A 17,403-nucleotide genomic window follows, 5' to 3' on the forward strand; every position below is an offset into this window, starting at 1 on the left:
GGTGGATAGATTCGTACCGTGCTGGGCCTACCTGCTCACGTGACCGCCTGTCTCTTCGATCTGGACGGTGTGCTGACGCAGACCGCCCGCGTACACAACGCCGCCTGGAAGCAGACGTTCGACGAGTTCCTCCGCCAGCGCGCCACGCTCTCCGGTGAACCGTTCCAACCGTTCGATCCAGGCCCGGACTACAACCGCTACGTCGACGGCCGACCCCGGGCCGACGGTGTCCGGTCGTTCCTCGCCTCCCGGGGGATCGTGCTGCCCGAAGGCAGCCCGGACGACCCGCCGGAGGCCGAAACCGTCAACGGGCTGGGCAACCGCAAGAACGTCCTGCTGCTGCACCGTCTGCGCACCGCCGGCGTGGAGGTCTACCCCGGTTCGGTGCGGTATCTGAAGGCGGCGACCGCCGCCGGGCTCCGTCGAGCCGTGGTCACCGCCAGCGCGAACGGGGGCGAGGTGGTCAGAGCCGCCGGGATCGAGCCGCTGCTGGAGGCCCGGGTGGACGGGCTGGTCGCCCGTGCGCAGGGGCTGCGTGGCAAACCACACCCCGACACCTTCCTCGCCGGAGCCAGGCTGCTCGGCGTCGACCCGACACAGGCCGCCGTCTTCGAGGACGCGCTCTCCGGGGTGGCCGCCGGCCGCGCCGGTGGCTTCGGCTACGTGGTCGGCGTCGACCGGGTCGGACAGGCCGACGAGTTGAAGGCTCACGGGGCCGACGTCGTGGTGACGGACCTCGCCGACCTGCTCGACGCCGCCGACCCGCCGGCGCCGACCCGCGCCGCGACCGACCCGCTGGCCGCCGAACGAGGCTCCGGATGATTCGGGAGCGCGCCTATCCGGTCGAGCCGTGGCACGTCCGGGAGACCCGGCTGGACATGGACGTGCTGGCCCAGTCCGAGTCGGTCTTCGCGCTCTCCAACGGGCACGTCGGCCTGCGGGGCAACCTCGACGAGGGCGAGCCGCACGGCCTGCCCGGCACCTACCTCAACTCGTTCTACGAGCTGCGTCCCTTGCCGTACGCGGAGGCGGGCTACGGCTTCCCCGAGTCGGGGCAGACCATCGTCAACGTCACCAACGGCAAGCTGATGCGGCTGCTGGTCGACGACGAACCGCTCGACGTGCGTTACGGGGAGCTGCTCGCCCACGAGCGGATCCTCGACCTGCGGGCCGGCACGCTGCACCGGGAGCTGCACTGGCGTTCGCCCGCCGGCCGCGAGGTCAAGGTGCGTAGCACCCGTCTCGTCTCGTTCACCCAGCGTTCCGTGGCAGCCATCAGCTACGAGGTGGAGGCGGTCGACGGCCCGCTGCGGTTGATCGTGCAGTCCGAGTTGGTGGCCAACGAGTCGCTGCCCGCGCAGAGCAAGGATCCCCGGGTCGCGGCGGTGCTGGAGTCGCCGCTCCTGGCCGAGGAGGAGCTGACCACCCCCGACGGCGGGCAGCTGATCCACCGCACCAAGGTCTCCGGTCTGCGGGTCGCCGCCGCCATGGAGCACGAGGTGCACGGCCCGGACCACACCACCATCGAGTCCGAGGGATACCAGGACTGGGTGCGGACCACCATCGCCTGCGTACTTCAGCCCGGCGAGAAGCTGCGGGTGATCAAATATCTGACCTACAGCTGGTCGAGCCGCCGGTCCCTGCCGGCGCTGCGCGACCAGGTCGGCGCGGCACTGGCCGGCGCCCGGCTCGACGGCTGGGACGGGCTCCACCGGGAGCAGCGCAACTACCTCGACGCGTTCTGGGACGCCGCCGACGTGCTGGTCGAGGGCGACCCGGAGGTGCAGCAGGCGGTCCGCTTCGGTCTCTTCCACGTGTTGCAGGCCGGCGCGCGGGCCGAGCAACGGCCGATCTCGGCGAAGGGGCTGACCGGCCCCGGTTACGACGGTCACGCCTTCTGGGACACCGAGATGTTCGTCCTGCCGGTGCTCACGTACACCCAGCCGAGCGCGGTGCGCAGCGCGTTGCAGTGGCGGCACAGCACGCTGGAATCGGCGCGGGAACGGGCCGAGACGCTCAACCTCCGGGGCGCCGCCTTCCCCTGGCGGACCATCGAGGGTCCGGAATCATCCGGATACTGGCCGGCCGGTACGGCGGCGTTCCACATCGCCGCCGACATCGCCGACGCCGTGCGCCGCTACGTGATGGTCACCGGCGACACTCAGACGGAACGGGAGATCGGGCTGGAGCTGCTGGTGGAGACCGCCCGGCTGTGGCGCTCGATCGGCCACCACGACCGGCACGGGCGGTTCCACATCGACGGCGTCACCGGCCCGGACGAGTACACCGCCGTGAAGAACGACAACATCTACACCAACCTGATGGCGCAGCGGAATCTGCTCGCCGCCGCCGACGTCGTCATGCGCTACCGGGACGAGGCGTTCCACCTCGGTGTCACCGACGAGGAGGCCGCGAGCTGGCGGGACGCCGCCGCCTCCATGCACATCCCGTACGACGAGGAACTCGACGTCCACCAGCAGGTGGAGGACTTCACCCGCCTCCAGGAATGGGACTTCACGCACACCCCTGCGGAGAAGTACCCGTTGCTGCTGCATTACCCGTACTTCGAGCTGTACCGCAAGCAGGTGGTGAAGCAGGCCGACCTGGTCCTCGCCATGCACTGGCGGGGGGACGCCTTCACCCCGGAGGAGAAGGTACGCAACTTCCTCTACTACGAGCGCCGCACCGTGCGCGACTCGTCGCTGTCGGCCTGCACCCAGTCCGTGCTCGCCGCCGAGGTGGGCCACCCCGAACTCGCGCACACCTACCTGCGTGAGGCAGCGCTGATGGACCTGCACGACCTCAACGAGAACACCCGCGACGGCGTACACATGGCGTCGCTGGCCGGCGCGTGGCTCGCCCTGGTCAGTGGGTTCGGCGGTCTGCGGGACCACGACGGCGAGTTGTCCTTCGCCCCCCGGCTCTCCAGCCGCCTCAGCCGGTTGGAGTTCTCGTTGCAGTGGAGAGGGCTGTCGCTGCGGGTGGACGTCCGGCCGCACCAGACGACGTACTCGCTGCGGCACGGCGGCCCGGACGACGTGGTGGAGTTGCGCCACCACGACCAGGTGCTGCGGGTGACCTGCGACGAGCCGGTGACGGTGCCGGTGCCGCCGGCCGAGCCGACCGGCCCGCCGCCCGAGCAACCACCGGGTCGGTCTCCGCTGCTGCGGTTGCCCGAACGGGAACAGTGACGGGCGGGGCGGGAGTGCTCCCGCCCCGCCCGCCCCTGCGGATGGGTCAGACCGGCTCGCCGGTCTCGCTGGTCAGACCGGCTCGCCGGTCGACGGACGCCCGATCGCGTCCCGGGGCGCCGCCGCCTTCGGATCGTCGGGCAGCCGGGCCGAGGCGGCCTGGTCGCCGAAATCCTGATCCCCGACGTCCTGGTTGCGCTCGGCGTCCTGTTCACGCTGGGTCCGCTCGGTCAGCTGCTGCTGCCGGGAAATCTGCTGCTTGGCCATGGCGATCCTCGCGATCCGTCGGGGCGCGTTGCGCCGACACGGTCTGCGGTCGCTCGTCGCGTACCCGACGCCCTATCGGGCAAACGCGGCCCGGCGGGGTGCCCACGGCCCGGGGTGAAGCGGCCGTCGGCGGGCGTGCCGGGCGGCGGGCGGGGTACCCGGACCACCGGCGAGCACGCGGAGGTGGGGCATGGACGAGCAGCGCGGCACTGTGACGATTCCGGTCGGGGACGCCCAACTCCCCGCCGACCTGACGCTGCCCGCCCAACCGGTCGGCGTGGTGCTGTTCGCGCACGGCAGCGGCAGTTCCCGGCACAGCCCGCGCAACGTGGCGGTGGCCCGGACGCTGAACGACAGTGGGCTCGGAACGGTGCTGGCGGACCTGCTCACCCCGGCCGAGGACGAGGTGGACGCCCGAACCGCCGAACTGCGCTTCGACATCGGGCTGCTGGCCAGCCGGTTGGCCGGGATCATCGACTGGCTGGCCGTCGAGCGGCCTGCCGGTGACGTGCCGATCGGCCTGTTCGGGGCCAGCACCGGTGCTGCCGCCGCCCTGGTCGCGGCGGCGTCCCGTGCCGACCGGGTGGCTGCCGTGGTCAGCCGGGGCGGTCGGCCGGACCTGGCCGACGACGCGCTGGCCCAGGTGCGTACCCCCACGTTGCTTCTGGTGGGTGGGCTGGACGAAGAGGTGATCACCCTCAACGAGCGGGCGCTGGCCGAGTTGGGCGAGGTCGGTGAGCTGCGGGTGATCCCCGGGGCCACCCACCTCTTCGAGGAACCCGGCACCCTTGAGCAGGTCGCCGACCAGGCTGGCAACTGGTTCACCACGCACCTCAGTCGGTGATCACTCCGTGGGCAGGAGGGTCGAGGCGGCGCGGCGCTGTTGGACGGTGTCGATGACGCGCCAGAGGACTGCGGTGATCGGGACGCTGACGAAGGCGCCGGCGATCCCCGCGATGAGCGTGCCCGCGGTGACCGCCACCAGGATCACCGCCGGGTGCAGTCGGACCTGCCGCTTCATCACCAGCGGTTCCAGCAGGTTGCCCTCGATCTGCTGTACGGCGATCACCGCCGCGAGGGTGAGCAGCGCGGTGGTGGGACCGTTCGCGGCCAGCGCCACCAGCACCGCCACCGCGCCGGCCACCGTCGCCCCGATGATCGGCACGAACCCGCCGAGGAACGTGATCAACGCCAGTGGCAGGGCGAGTGGCACCCGCAGCACCACCAGAGCCAGCCCGATGCCCAGCGCGTCGATTGCCGCGATGAACATGGTGCCCCGGCTGTACGCGCCCAACGTCTGCCAACCGTTGCGACCGGCCTCGGCCAGCACCGGCTGGTTCGGGCCGGACGCCCGGGACAGCACCCAGTGCCACATCGACCGGCCATCCTTGAGGAGGAAGAAGAGCAGCACCAGCGCGAGCAGTGCGGAGCCGAACACCTCCGTCGCGGTCCGGGCGCCGGCCACCGGGTCCGGAGAGCTGCCACTGAGCCCCTCCCGGGCCTGGTCGACAAGCCGGTCCAGTTGCGCCTCGGTGACCGGCAGCGTGGACGTCACGAAGTCCCGGCTGCGTTCGACCCCCTGCGTCAACTCCTGGCTGAGCTGATCGAACTGGCTGGCGGTCAGGTTCCACACCAGGGCGCCGACGCCGACCAGGATGCCCAGCAGCAGCAGTACGGTGCAGAGCGCTGCCAGCGCCGCCGGCAGGCGCAACCGGCGCAGCAGCAGCAGGACCGGATCGAGCAACGCGGTGAGGAAGATGGTGGCGGCCAGCGCGATGGCCAGCGGCGCCAGCAGGACGGCGATCCGGCCGAGCAGGTAGAGCCCCGCGGCGATCACCACCAGGCAGGCGCTCCACAACACAGCGGTTCGGACCAGCCAGGGCAGCGCCGCCCAGGTCTGGCGCGGCCCGGTGCCGCCTGTCGGTCCGGGTTCCTCTGCGGCCATGTCGGTCCTCCTCGATGTCGACGAGGTCGGTACCCGGTCGGTCGTCCCCCGACACCCGATTCGCTGGCCATCACCCGCGCGGATCGTACGCCGACCGCAGTGAGGCGGGTGAAGGTTCGCGAATCGCATCCGCGACGACGGCGTTTGCCCGGTCGGGCCGAGGGAACGCGAAGGGGACGGACCGGACTGAGGAGGAACGCCGTGGGTGACTTCATGGACAAGGCCAAGGACTTCGCGGACAAGCATGACAAGCAGGTCGACCAGGGTGCGGAGAAGGCAGGCGACATGGCCGACAAGCGCACCGGCGGCAAGTACGGCGATCAGATCGACAAGGGCGTGGACCAGGCCCAGGCGCGCACCGGTGAGGGCGACCAGGTTCGCTGACCCGTCGTGCTCCTCCCGGGCCGCTGTGGCGTCGGCGACCCGGGAGTCCCGGTCCGGATGGTGCGCGGGTCAGCGCTGTCGCTCGTCGGTCAGCTCGTCCATCGAGGTGGGTCGGCCGCTCAACGCGTCGCGCAGCCGGTCGACCAGACCGATGCCGGGGGCGAGCAACTTGTTCATCGGCGGATGCTCCGGGCTTCCCGGATGTGGCCGGGTCGGCCCGATCTCCTTGATCGCCGTCACCCGGGCGGCCGCCTCGACCAACTCCTCCCGGGCCGTCGCCGCGCGCAGCCGGGGAAAGAGCTCCTTCTCCTCTTCCGTTACGTGGTGTCGGACGGTGCTGGTCAGCTGGGCGAGCAGCTCGTCGAAGCGGGGGTCGGCCGGGTCGGCGGACTCCAACTCCTTCATGGTCCGCTCGGCGTCGGCGTGCTCCGCGATCTCCCGGTCGGCGATCTGGTCGCCGTCGGGCAGCACCTTGCGGGCGATCGGATACACGTACGCCTCCTCGGCCACCGAGTGGCGGACGAGTTCGGCGATCACCACGTCGGCGAGGCGTCGGCGGTGCTCGGGGGTGCCCTGCCGGGTCGCCAACTCGACGAGGACTGCCTCGATCCCACGGTGATCAGAGATCAGGATGTCGACGGCATCGTGGTCGTCATCGGTCGGTGGATTGGTCATGTCACGGCCCCTTACCGGTTGCGGATCGGTGGGAGGTGTGTGGCTGTGGTACCCCCACGGGCCTGCACGAACCCACGGTTGACGATGTGTTCCATGGGGACGGTGGTGTCTGCGGTGGCGGTGCTGCCGAGCCACGGCGATTGCTCGGCCGATGCCGGGGTAACCGCCGCCATGGCCGACGACCGCCCACCCGCCGACCACGGTCAGTCGCGGCTCGACGAGAGCGCTGAGCGGACGGTTCGTCGGGTGCGGCACCGTGGTGGGCAGGCCGGCCGGATCCGGGCCCGGCAGTGGGAGGTCACCCTGGTTATCTCCATCCAGGCCGGGTTGGCCGCTGCGATCGCCGCCCTGCTCGCCAAGAACCTGCTCGGCCCCGGATCGCACGTCTTCGCGCCCGCCGCCGCCGTCGGTACGATCGCCACCGCAATCGGGCAGCGGGCCCGCCGGACCTTCGAGCTGTTGGGCGGCGTGGGCCTGGGCATCGTCATCGGCGACACGCTGCGATTCCTGCTCGGCTCGGGCCCGTGGCAGACCGGCGTGGTGGTCGCGTTGGCCATCGCCGCCGCGTTGCTGGTGGCCGGAAAGGGTGGTCCGCTGGTCGGTCAGGCCGGCGGTACCGCCGTGCTGATCGCCACGCTGGCCCCGATGGAACATGGCCTGGAGGTGCCCCGGATCTTCGACGCGCTCGTCGGCGGGGTGGTCGGCCTGGTGGTGGTCGCGCTCCTGTTGCCGATCAACCCGATGCGGGTGCTGGACCGTGCCGCTGCACCGATCTTCGCGGTCCTCTGCGAGCAACTCGCCGAGCTGGCGCGTGCGATGCGCGAGCGCGACGGCGCCCGGACCATGGGCGTCCTGGAGCGGCTCCGCGGCACCGAGGACGATCTGGGCCGGTTGCACGACGCGCTCAGCGGTGCCGAGGAGGTGGTGACGATCGCCCCGGTGCGCTGGCACCGCCGGCAGCAGTACCACCGTTACGCCCGCAGCGCGGGTCACCTGGAGCGGTTGTTGCTGGACACGCGCGCCATGGCCCGTTGGTCGACCACCGCCCTGCAGTACGACGAGCCGATTCCGCCGGAGCTTCCGGATGCGATGGGCCGGTTGGGTCAGGCGGTGGCGGAGATGCGGGTGGAGTGCAGGGTCGGTGACGACCCCCGGCGCACCCGCCGGTTGGTCGAGGAGTGCGCCGAGCTGGCCGGGCGGGCCGCCGCGAGAGGGGTCAAATCGTTCGGCGAATCCCTTGTCACCGGACTGCGCACCGCGGCCAGCGACCTGCTCCGGGCAGCCGGTTCCGAACCCGAGGACGCGAACCGGATCGTGCGCCGGGCGGCCGGGGCCGGCGAGGCGGAGATCCACCCTCCGGTCCGCCGACAGCTGCACCGGGCCCGACCGACGCGGGCCGCCCGAGCCCGTCGACGCGCCCACATCGCCGCCCGGGCCCGTAACGACGGTCGGGCCGGCCTCCCCGCACGGGAGAGGCCGGCCCGGTGAACCGTTCTGCTCAGGAGGAGTAGCCGCGCTCGGCGATCCAGTTGGCGACCTTCGGCAGGCTCATCCAGTACTCGCCCAACGCCGGGTCGGCCGGGTCGGCGACCCGGATCAGGTCACCACCGTCGCGGTAGCCGACGAGGGTCAGGTAGTGGCCGCCCTCGTACGAGTGCGGGTTGCCGTCGGTGTCCACTGTCGTGCCCTTGATGTTGGCCACCACCGGCCGGCCGGCGTCCACAGCGGCCAACACGTCGCGGCGCAGTTGCTCGACCTGGTCGGGGCGGGCCACCGAATCACGGATCTCGGTGGTCCGGTACTTGCCGCCGGTCAGCTCGTTCAACACCCGGGTGGTGTCCAGGGCCGATGGGGTACCCGCCTCGGTGGTGCCGAGCAGTCGGGCCACCTCGTCCTGGGAGAGCGCCTTGCCCTGGGCGGACAACGCGATCCGGGTGGCGGCAGGGCCGCAGTAGTAGAAGTTCGGCTGGGCCTGGTAGTCGACGCCGAGGATCCGTTCGGCGTGCCGGTCGTTCTGGCTCGACGAGGTCGGGGTGGCCACTGCCGGGGCGGCCTGTGCGGCAACCGCCGGGCCGAGGGCGCAACCGCCGGCGACGAGCAGGCCGACGACGGACAGACCGCTCTTCTGGACGATCGGGTTCATGGTCGAGTCTCCGTTCGGGGGTTGGCGCCTCCGGCCAGCGGAGGGCGGCAGCACCGGGAATGGCGCTCGGCGCAACACGGGGGCCGACCATCGGTGGTCTCGGCCCTGGGCGTACCGAGGGCGTAACCGCTCTGCTCCACCGAGAATTCCGCCGGCCGGGGGCACCGGGGGTGCGCGGCATCCCGGCCCGGATCGAACCGGTCAGCGGGGACACGCGGTCAGCTCAGAGGCTCCCCAGCAGCCTGGTCACGGTGATCTCGATGACCACTCGCTCCGGATTCGGACGCGGGGTCCGATACCGCTCGGCGTAGCGCCGCTCCGCCTCCGCCACCGCGGCCGGATCCGACCGCAGCACCGCGCGACCCTCGATCGTCAACCAGCGGCGGCCATCCACGTGGCACACGGCCACGGCCGCGCCCGCCGCGCCGGCCGCCGCCACCTGACGGGCCTTGCGGGAGGCGCCCGAGGTGATGACCCGGGCCAGTCCGGCCGCCGGGTCGAGAGTCACCCCGACCGGTACGACGTGCGGGGTGCCGTCCGCCCGCAGTGTGGTCAGCGTCGCGAGGTGTCGTTCCGTGCAGAAGGCGACAACACGCTCATCGTGCACGTCCAACCGATGATCGCCCGCCATTGCCCGTCCCCTGTCCGCCGAACCGACCTCGATCATGGCACGCGGCGGCGCACCCGGTCCCGATCCGGCGGGGCGTCCGGCTGACCGGGCAGCTGGCGACCCGCCGCCCGACGTTGGTGCACCAGCCGGGTCAGGTAGATCAGCGCGGCGGCCAGGACCCCCATGTCGTCCAGATAGATCGGGTCCGGCAGCACGTCTACCGGGAAGATCGTGTAGATAAGCGCCCCGTAGAAGGCGACCTTGCCGCCCGCGCCCAGCCCGGTCAGCAGCCGCCGCGTCCGCACCACCCGCACCGCCAGCACCACGGCACCCACCAGTGTGGCGAGCGCCAGGATGCCGGCGATCACCACGAGGACCCACGCCTGTCGGGACATGCCGTCACGCTAACCCACCCGACACCGTGGGGCTCAGAACGCGGGCACCGTCGCCCGGCCGCGAGCGGTCACCTTGTTCTCCCGGGTCTGCTCGACGTTCTCCCGGGCCGGTGCGCCCAACGGTCGGGCAACCTCGCTCAGCGGCAGCACCGACGCCGACTCGGCGACCCGTCGTCCGGTCGCGGCGTGCGCCTCCTCGCGCAGACTGCGAGCCGCGGCCACCGCCAACTCCGCGGCCCGCCACGCGGCCTGCTCCCGCTCGCGGGCTGCGGTGTGCCTGGCCGCCAGGTTGTCCCGGATCGCCCGCTGGAGCACCAACTCCTGCTCGACCGGGTGCAGTCGCGGGTCCCAACCGTCGCGGTGCGCGAAGACGTCGCTGAGCTGCTCCACCGACAGCTCCCGCCGCCAGTACGCATCCAGCGCGGCCCGGTGCAGGTAACGCTCGCGGTCCGCGTACTCGGCGGGGGTCCGTGCGGTGTGCGGCAGCGGCATCGCGGCCGCAGCGTCGAGCCGCCGTACGCCAGCCTCAGCCGCCTCGTACGCCAGCCAGGCCGCCTCGACCGCCTCCTGCGCGGCCACCCACTCCGCCCGGCGACGCCGCACTGTGGTGGTCGCCCGCTCCGCGGCCACAGCGACCTCCTGCGCGTAGCGGCTCTGCTCCCGCTCCTCCTGCGCCTGCTCGAGTTGGCTCGGCATGGCCGCGCGACGGATCCGGGCGCCGGGGTCGAAGCGGAGCCGGCCGGGCCGCAACAGGAGAGCGGAGACGGCGACGGCGACCACCCCGAGCAGGCTCAGCCAGATGACGGCGGCCCGGGAGAGGTCCGGCAGGACGGCGGAGAGGACGGTTTGCATGAGATCAGCACCTCGCGGTCGAAGGCGGGTATCGACGGGCGGCAGAAGGGCCCGGTAGCGCCGGTCGGCCCGGGGCCGGGGTCGTCCCGTCGACGGCGAACGTCAGGTGCCGTACGGGAGGATCAGCCGGATCGGGCCCCGGGGGTCACCGGGCCTGGCTCAGCTGGCGGGCGGGCCGCGTCGCGCGGGAGTGCCACGGCCGGGATCGATGGCCGGGACGTGCACCGGGCCCGCCGCGACCAGACCGGTCGCCGTGGCGGTATCAGCCGTGGCGGTTTCGCGCGTGCCAGCCGGCGGGGCGACAGCCGGCTGCCCGGCCCGCTCGATGGCCGGGCCGGCGTCGGGCCGGACACTTGCCACCCGGCTGCTCACGGCACTGGGCCGCAGCTGCGTGGGGGCGGGCGGTGGGGTCGCGGCGAGGGCGGCACCGAGGCCGACCGCGAGCACCAGCGCGGTGATCGCCAGGCGGGTCAGCTCCCGCAGTGACCGCAGCACAACCCACCGGGCTGGGCGGACGGACGCTGCGGACGACACCCGACCAACCTATCGCCCGTTCCTGCCCACCGCAGCACGGCGAGAGGCCGCCCGGGCGTGACCGCCACCACCATGCGCACTGTGGACGCCGCCGACCAAGGCCCGAAGACGGTGATGCCCCCGAGCGGATCATGTCCGATCGGGGGCACCGCACATCGTCCTGGTGGCTCCGCCGGTGGTGCGGCCTCGCCAGCGGCGGACAGTGGTCAGTCGCCGGTGCCGAGCACCGGTGGCGCGGCCTTGTCGTCGCCCTGCCACACCATCTCGTCCTCGGTCAACCAGGTCAGCCGGTCGTCGGAGTCGTCGTCCTGCGCGCGACCGTGCCCGCCGAGCACCCCGGGACGGCCGCCGGACCCCGGCCGCGCGTTGCCACCGGCCACGGCCGCACGGCCGCCGCCCCCACCGCGCTGGCCGTCGATGCTGCGCCCGACCCCGTTGGCGGCGCGGCTCTCCGCCGGAGCGGCACCACCACCGGTCGGCCGCGCAGAGGCGGGGGCCGCGTTGCCCGAGCCCGCGAGCGCGCCGCTGCGCAACACCCCGCCGGCCGGTGACCCGCCCTGTGCTCCGTAGAGCAGGCCGGGACCGGTGCTCGCCGGGGCGGGTGCGCCGCCCGGCCCGGACAGGCCGACAAGCCCGGCGGCACCGCCGCCGAGCAGCGCGCCGCCGAGCAGTGGGTCCGCCCCGGCGAGCGAGGTGCCCCGGTTGGTGGGGTCGCTGCCAGCACCGATCGGGCCGGTGACGACAGCCGGGCTGCCACCGGGGCCCGAGCCGACCTCGTCCGACGTCGAACCGTCGCCCGGCAGTTGGGAAACGCTGTCGGGCGTCGAGATTGTCGCGTCACCGGTGCGACCGGTGTCGGTGCCGGTGCTGGGGCCGCCGCTCACCCTGGCGATGGCCGAGACACTCTGCGGCGTCGTCGGATCCTTGCTGGCGGTGCTCGGAGTATCCGGGTCGGGCGGGGGCGGCTCGACCACCCGGTCGTAGGCGGAGATGTCGTAACTGCTGGCCAGATCGGCCACCAGGTTCACCATCCGCTGGTGGGCCTTCTCCTGCTCGGCTTTGTCCTGCTGGTGACCCGCGATCCCCCCGACGATCAGACCGGTCAGACCGAAGACAGCGCCACCCTTGATCGCGCCGCCGATCGCCTTGTCGTTGTCGTCGGTCTCCTCAGGGCTCTCGGCCTGCTTGTGGGCGGCGCGCAGATGGTCGGCCATCATGGTCAACCCCTGCTTGATGCCGGCCATCCCCTCACCCAACGCGTCGGTGTGGGCGACGATGAAGCTGAGTCGCCGGTGGAACTCCCGACCTGCCGACCCCGTCCAGGTGTTGGCCAGCTTGTCGAGGTCGCCGCTCAACTCCCGGCCGAGGCCGTCGAGGATGCCCTTGAGCTCGGCCCACTGGGTGGCCACGCCCTCGATCTGCTCCGGCTTGCCCGCCATCAGGCCGTCGTACAGCTGCTGGTGGCTGTTGCCCTGGTAGCGCTGGGTGTATTCAGACACGCCCGTCCTCCTTCGGCTGCAACGCCCGGTCGACAGGGGTCAGCGCGGCGGTGACGTCGTCGGCGTTGGCCGCGTTACGCGCCTCGGCGGTGCGGTAGTTGCTCAGGATCGTGCTGGTCGCCTGCTGCGCCGCCAGCACCGCCTGCCGGATCCGTTCGGCCTGGTCGACATAGGACTGGTGCACCTCGCTGTAGCGACGCGCCTTGTCGGTGGCGTCGAAGAACGAGCCCAGCGCCGGCGGTCGGCACTGCATCTCGGTGTTGAGCTTGCGCAGCACCGACTCGGCCTGGCTCAGCCGAGACGCCAGGTGCTGGTGGAAGTCCTCAAGGGACAACAGGTCGACTTCCGTACGCCCGGCCATGGCAACATCCCCGTCGTTCTGGTTGACAACCGTCAGCGACATCCAGGTTAGTCCACCAGTGCGACTCCGGGCGACCCGCCGAAGCTGCTCAGCCGTCGGCGTCGGTCGATTCCGCGGACCTTCCGCCGCCGGTCCCGCCGCTCGACGGGGCGCCGCTGGCCGGAGTCGTCGGTGTCGAGCCCGACGGCGGCGCGGCGGACGACGACCCCGACGGTGACCCGGCGGACGGCGTGCCGGACGGCGGTGCCGCGGATGGCGAGACTGACCTCGGTGCGGCCGGCGGTGGCGCGGCCGGTGCCGGTCCGTCCGGACTGAAGACGGCGAGCGCGTCCTCGCGGTCCAGCGTGGGCCCGGTCGGGATCAGCGCGAGCAGCGAACCGGGCACCGCCAGTGGGGTGACCCCGCCGTAGCCGAGCGCCTCCAGCGTCGCCGCCGAGCCGAGCGGATACCGGATGCCCTGCGGGCTGATCAGGTAGATCGTCGACCCGGCGGCGCCGGACCCGCTGGTCCCGGCGCCGGGGGAGGCCTGCGCGATGACACCCTTGCCGCCGGGCAGCAGCACCGCCTCGGCGGTGCGTACGGCGTCGCGCCTGGTCTGGCGCACCGGCACCAGTCCCGGATCGCTCTCGGTCAACTCGTCCGGCACCCGGTCGAAGACCTCCACTGTGGTGGTCGGCGGGCCACCCGCGCTGCCCTTCCGGTAGGTCGCGCACAGCGTGGTCTGACCGGGCTGGGCCGGGTAGAGGGCGGGCATCGTCGAGGGCAGCCCGTCCTCCTCGATCCGCCGCTCCTCGAACGCCTCGCTGGCCTGGTTCGGGGTGATGTCGGTAATCCGACCGCCGTTGCTGATGAGCAGCAACGCGGTGATCTCACTGATCGACACGAGAGCGTCCCGGGTCAGCACGTAGTGCCGACCGGCGGCCTTGAACACCGACCCGACGTCGTACGACTGCCCGCCCACCCGGCGGCTGCTGGGCTCGCCCTCACCGGTCAGCGACGGCCGGCGCAGCGGTGGCCCGGCCGGAACCGAGTTGAGCAGCTGCTGCCCGACCTGGAGTCGTTCGGTGCCGGCCATCCGCAGCGCCGTGATCGTGCGGGACGGGTCGAGCAGTTGGAGCCGGCTGTTGTTGGTGATGAGGTACCGCTGGTCGTCCACCGAGACCAGCACCGCCCGGTCACCCAGCGGCGCGCCGCCGGGCAACGCACGGTCGATCACCACCCGGGTGCTGGACCGCTGCCGGTCGACCGGGTCGGGCACGTCGCAGACCGACCAGGGCAACCCGGTCAGCGACTTGCGGTCCGGCAGGGCGTCCGGTGCCCCGACGATGCCGAGCGTGACGCCGCGGGGCCGGTCCCGCAGCGACGCCTGGGACATCGTCCGCACCTGGGCGCTGGCGTCGTTCACGATGAGGCGCGCCGACGCGTAGTTGAGCGTCGGGTGCAGCTTTCCCTCGATGAACACGTACGTCGCGCCGGTCTCCCGTTCGATGACCAGGGTCTGGTCGTCCAGCGGTGCCGTGCCGCCGGTCAACTGGCCGTAGGCACCTACCCCACCGAGCACGATGGCCGCGGTGAGGACACTGCCGAAGACGGCCATGCCGAGCCGTCGCATCGGCAGGTTGGTGGTCTCCGGATCGCCCGACAGCAACGCGGAGACGATGCGGCGGGTGACGAAGCGGTACGCCTGCACCTGATCGCGGCGGGTCCGCATGACTTACCTCCGGCGGGGTGGATCCGCGACGATCAGGGTCGGGGTGCCGTCGCGGGCTTCCCTACGATAAGGGGCCGACGGTGGTTCCTTGGGACCACCGCTCGTGGCCGGCACCGGAGGAGACCCGGCGCAGAGTCGTACCGTGCAGGAGGGACAGTCAGCGATGACGCAGGTTCAGGCGCCACCCGCCCGAGCGGTCACGGACCCTGTCGACGTTCCGACCCGGCCGGTGCCCCCGGCCGAGCGGCCCGGCCGTGGGCGGGTCGGTCCCGTGTTGGTCGGGCAGCTCGTCGTGCTGGAGTTGTGCGTGGTCGGCGTCTGGGCCGCCACCGCCGGACCGAGCTGGGTGCTCGCCGCGGCGGGCGCGGCGGCGCTGCTGATCGTCCTGGCGGCCTTCGCCCGTCGAGGTGGCCGCTGGTGGTTCGAGGACCTGCTGCTGCGCCGCCGGCTGCGGCGACGCGGCGAGCGCGCCTCGGCCGCGCTGGCCAGCGGCACCGCGACCGACCCGCGGTTGGCTGCGCTCGCTCCCGAGCTGAGCGTCATCGAGCTGACCGACCGGGGCACCCGGCTCGGCATCGGGCGGGACGACCAGGGCTGGTTCGCGGCCGTCGCTCTGCAGTCCGCCACCGGTGCGGCGGTCGGCTCCGTCGACGCCGCCGCTGTGGACCGCGCGCTGCGGGTGCTGTCGGACTTCAGCGCCCCGGTCTCCCGGGCCCAGGTCGTCGCGCACACGCTGGTCTGGTACCCGGCGCCCGGGGCGCCACCGGCCGCGCACCGGACCGTCTGGGTGGCGGTGCGGCTCACCGTCCGGGACGCCCGGGTCGAGGCGGTGAGCCGCGGTGGTGGGCTGACCGGCGTGCACCGGACGGTGGCCGCCGGGATCGGCCGGCTCGGCAAGGCGCTGACCTCCGCGGGGTTGGCCCATCGCCCGTTGGGCCGTGAGGAACTACGCGCGGCGATCGTCTCGGCCGCCGGTCTCGACCTGGTGCCCGAGGCGCCGACGGAGAGCTGGAGTGGGCTGCGTGGCGGCGGCTGGACGCACCGCTGCATGGCCCTGCGGGGCCGTTCCGACGCGCCGCTCGGCCCACTGGTGGACGCGATCACCGCGACCTCGGCGCCGTCGCACACGGTGGCCGTGACCGTCTCGACGGACGGTCGGGTGGCGGCGCCGCTGCTGCGGGTAGCGGCGATGGACAACCACGTCGAGGCCCTGGTCAAGGTGGTCCGCGAGGTCGCGGACCGGACGGGCGCGTCCACCCGGCCGATGGACGGTCAGCACGCTCCGGGCGTCTACGCCACCGCTCCGGTCGCGTCGGCGCTGGGTGCCTCCACCGGTCCGCGATCGCGCTGACCGGTGCGGTGCGGTGCGGTCAGGGTCGCAGGTTGACGATCCAGCCGTAGAGGCCGCAGACCCAGAAGGCGAGCGGCACCAGCGAGATGATGAGCAGGATCTCGGCGATGTCGAGCAGGCGGCCCCAGACCGGCGAGATGCGTTTGCCGGCGACGGTCAGGCCGTAGATCAGGCTGATCACGGCGGCCAGCACCAGCCCGCCCAGGATCAGGCCGAGCCGGACCGGCAGCGACCCACCGGCGAAGGTGGCCGCGGCGGTCAGGCCCAGACCCACGGTGCCGGCCAGCAGCACCGGGGTGCGCTGGGCCCGGCCCAGGAGGGGCCGTGCCCGCAGCAGCGCCAGCAGGGCCAGCACCAGGCACAGCAGCACCGCGGGCAGGCGTCCGTCCAGGGCCAGCACGAGTTGCGCGCCCAGCACCAGCAGCGACACCGTCCACAGCAGACCGGTGAGGAACTGGTCGGCGCGCTCGCTCTGCTGGAGCACCTGCCGGCCGTCCACCGACTCGCTGTCGGTCTTCAGGTCCTCCGGACCGGTCGGGATCGACGGCACCGGCAGCCGGGCCAGCCGGTAGGCCATCATCGGCAGCGCCGGCACCACACCGAACGCGACCGCCGCGACCACCGCCGCGGAGGCCGCCGCGTCGAGGCCGAGGACCAGGCAGAGCACCGCGCCCAGGCCGGTCGCGGCCGCGACCCCGATCGCCGCGAAGAAGAGGGGGTACCGGTCGCCGACCGCCAGCACTGCCACAGCGCCGGCCACCACCGCAGCGGTCGCCGCGAGCAGGACGTGCGGACTGGCCAACTCGGTCAGCGATCGATCGCCGGCGAGCAGCAGCAGGCCGCCGGTGGCCGCGTGCACCAGGCCGACCAGGGCCAGCACCGCACCGATGCCGCTGTCACCGGCGGCCCGGGACAGCACCGCCGCGCCCACCAGCAGCGCCACCGCGACCAGCAGCGCGGCCAGCGCGCCGGGCAGGTGCGGCGGGCCGGCGAAGAGGGCGGCCAGCGCGCCGGCGCCGAACGCCGCCGCCGCGAAGACCGTCGCGAAGGAACGGGTTGCGCCGACCTGCCAGGCCCCGGGGCGCTGGTTGGTCGCTGTGGCGACCGCATCCACCACGTCGTCGAAGACGATCTCCGGCGCCGCGTCGGACCGCGGGTTGAAGTAGAGCACCTCACCGTCACGGACGCTGAGCTGCGCCGCGGTACGGCCGCCGTCGAGCGGCGCACCGCCCAACCGGGACAGTGCCCAGCCGCCGTGCCGCGCACCCTCGTCGGCCATGTCCTCACCGGCGTAGCGCAGCAGGGTGGGCAGCAGGTCGGCCAGCGGCACGTCCGACGGGAGCGCCAGATCCATCCGGGTACGCGGAGCCACGATGGTGATCCGGCTCAGACCACCGGTCGCCGTCTTCGTCGCCACAGTGGCCTCCTGGTGTGCGTCTGTGATCGGCTGGCTGTGATGCTGCGGTCCGGGTCCACCGCGCACAC

The 17,403-nt window shown here is 72.8% G+C and carries 18 protein-coding genes; 6 read left to right on the forward strand and 12 right to left on the reverse strand.

The genetic code is table 11. From position 1 onward, the window contains the following. Positions 1-18 precede the first annotated feature (18 nt). Together IW249_RS11885 and IW249_RS11890 are read left to right on the forward strand one after the other, a co-directional pair. On the forward strand, positions 19-822 hold the full coding sequence (locus IW249_RS11885; RefSeq protein WP_196920774.1) for a beta-phosphoglucomutase family hydrolase: 804 nt from the start codon (positions 19-21) through the stop codon (positions 820-822). Then, positions 819-3,191 carry a glycoside hydrolase family 65 protein gene (locus tag IW249_RS11890; protein ID WP_196920775.1) on the forward strand — a complete coding sequence of 791 codons (2,373 nt, stop codon included), beginning with the start codon at positions 819-821 and terminating at the stop codon, positions 3,189-3,191. The genes IW249_RS11885 and IW249_RS11890 overlap by 4 nt, the downstream gene beginning before the upstream one ends. Before the next feature lie 72 nt (positions 3,192-3,263). Here the strand turns inward: IW249_RS11890 and IW249_RS11895 are convergent, their stop codons facing one another. Then, positions 3,264-3,458 carry a hypothetical protein gene (locus IW249_RS11895; RefSeq protein WP_091395197.1) on the reverse strand — a complete coding sequence of 65 codons (195 nt, stop codon included), beginning with the start codon at positions 3,456-3,458 and terminating at the stop codon, positions 3,264-3,266. Positions 3,459-3,648: 190 nt separating this feature from the next. Here IW249_RS11895 and IW249_RS11900 point away from each other — a divergent pair, with 190 nt between their 5' ends. Continuing rightward, complete coding sequence (locus IW249_RS11900) at positions 3,649-4,302, forward strand: dienelactone hydrolase family protein (RefSeq protein ID WP_196920776.1); 654 nt, start codon at positions 3,649-3,651, stop codon at positions 4,300-4,302. Here the strand turns inward: IW249_RS11900 and IW249_RS11905 are convergent, their stop codons facing one another. Next, positions 4,303-5,403 carry an AI-2E family transporter gene (locus IW249_RS11905; RefSeq protein ID WP_196920777.1) on the reverse strand — a complete coding sequence of 367 codons (1,101 nt, stop codon included), beginning with the start codon at positions 5,401-5,403 and terminating at the stop codon, positions 4,303-4,305. 213 nt (positions 5,404-5,616) lie between these two features. Here IW249_RS11905 and IW249_RS11910 point away from each other — a divergent pair, with 213 nt between their 5' ends. Then, positions 5,617-5,787, forward strand: a complete 171-nt coding sequence (locus tag IW249_RS11910; RefSeq protein ID WP_231393380.1) for an antitoxin — start codon at positions 5,617-5,619, stop codon at positions 5,785-5,787. Positions 5,788-5,856: 69 nt separating this feature from the next. On the opposite strand, the gene IW249_RS11915 is transcribed toward IW249_RS11910, so the two are convergent. Then, positions 5,857-6,462 (reverse strand): hemerythrin domain-containing protein, encoded by a 606-nt coding sequence (locus IW249_RS11915; RefSeq protein WP_196920778.1) that lies wholly within the window; start codon positions 6,460-6,462, stop codon positions 5,857-5,859. Positions 6,463-6,555: 93 nt separating this feature from the next. Between IW249_RS11915 and IW249_RS11920 the strand changes: the two genes are divergently transcribed. Next, on the forward strand, positions 6,556-7,950 hold the full coding sequence (locus IW249_RS11920) for a terpene synthase family protein (RefSeq protein ID WP_231392492.1): 1,395 nt from the start codon (positions 6,556-6,558) through the stop codon (positions 7,948-7,950). A gap of 10 nt (positions 7,951-7,960) precedes the next feature. On the opposite strand, the gene IW249_RS11925 is transcribed toward IW249_RS11920, so the two are convergent. The 8 genes from IW249_RS11925 to eccB form a co-directional block, all read right to left on the reverse strand. Next, positions 7,961-8,605, reverse strand: coding sequence for a C39 family peptidase (locus tag IW249_RS11925; protein ID WP_196920779.1), 645 nt, complete (start codon positions 8,603-8,605; stop codon positions 7,961-7,963). A 223-nt stretch (positions 8,606-8,828) separates the two neighbouring features. After that, positions 8,829-9,236, reverse strand: a complete 408-nt coding sequence (locus IW249_RS11930; protein ID WP_196920780.1) for a pyridoxamine 5'-phosphate oxidase family protein — start codon at positions 9,234-9,236, stop codon at positions 8,829-8,831. A 32-nt stretch (positions 9,237-9,268) separates the two neighbouring features. After that, positions 9,269-9,610, reverse strand: coding sequence for a YkvA family protein (locus IW249_RS11935; protein ID WP_196920781.1), 342 nt, complete (start codon positions 9,608-9,610; stop codon positions 9,269-9,271). A gap of 33 nt (positions 9,611-9,643) precedes the next feature. Beyond that, the gene (locus IW249_RS11940; RefSeq protein ID WP_196920782.1) at positions 9,644-10,462 is read right to left on the reverse strand and encodes a hypothetical protein; all 819 of its coding nucleotides are present in this window, start codon (positions 10,460-10,462) and stop codon (positions 9,644-9,646) included. A gap of 159 nt (positions 10,463-10,621) precedes the next feature. Beyond that, complete coding sequence (locus tag IW249_RS11945; RefSeq protein WP_196920783.1) at positions 10,622-10,996, reverse strand: hypothetical protein; 375 nt, start codon at positions 10,994-10,996, stop codon at positions 10,622-10,624. Positions 10,997-11,202: 206 nt separating this feature from the next. Then, positions 11,203-12,495 carry a WXG100 family type VII secretion target gene (locus tag IW249_RS11950; RefSeq protein WP_196920784.1) on the reverse strand — a complete coding sequence of 431 codons (1,293 nt, stop codon included), beginning with the start codon at positions 12,493-12,495 and terminating at the stop codon, positions 11,203-11,205. Beyond that, on the reverse strand, positions 12,488-12,898 hold the full coding sequence (locus IW249_RS11955) for a hypothetical protein (protein WP_231392493.1): 411 nt from the start codon (positions 12,896-12,898) through the stop codon (positions 12,488-12,490). The genes IW249_RS11950 and IW249_RS11955 overlap by 8 nt, the downstream gene beginning before the upstream one ends. Positions 12,899-12,944: 46 nt before the next feature. Further along, positions 12,945-14,567 (reverse strand): type VII secretion protein EccB, encoded by a 1,623-nt coding sequence (eccB, locus tag IW249_RS11960; protein WP_196920785.1) that lies wholly within the window; start codon positions 14,565-14,567, stop codon positions 12,945-12,947. Between the two features lie 163 nt (positions 14,568-14,730). Here eccB and IW249_RS11965 point away from each other — a divergent pair, with 163 nt between their 5' ends. Further along, positions 14,731-15,918, forward strand: coding sequence for a type VII secretion protein EccE (locus IW249_RS11965; RefSeq protein WP_196920786.1), 1,188 nt, complete (start codon positions 14,731-14,733; stop codon positions 15,916-15,918). A 19-nt stretch (positions 15,919-15,937) separates the two neighbouring features. On the opposite strand, the gene eccD is transcribed toward IW249_RS11965, so the two are convergent. Further along, positions 15,938-17,335, reverse strand: coding sequence for a type VII secretion integral membrane protein EccD (eccD, locus tag IW249_RS11970; protein ID WP_196920787.1), 1,398 nt, complete (start codon positions 17,333-17,335; stop codon positions 15,938-15,940). Positions 17,336-17,403: the final 68 nt, after the last annotated feature.

Origin of the sequence: Micromonospora vinacea (assembly GCF_015751785.1) — a bacterium.
Lineage (GTDB): Bacteria > Actinomycetota > Actinomycetes > Mycobacteriales > Micromonosporaceae > Micromonospora > Micromonospora vinacea.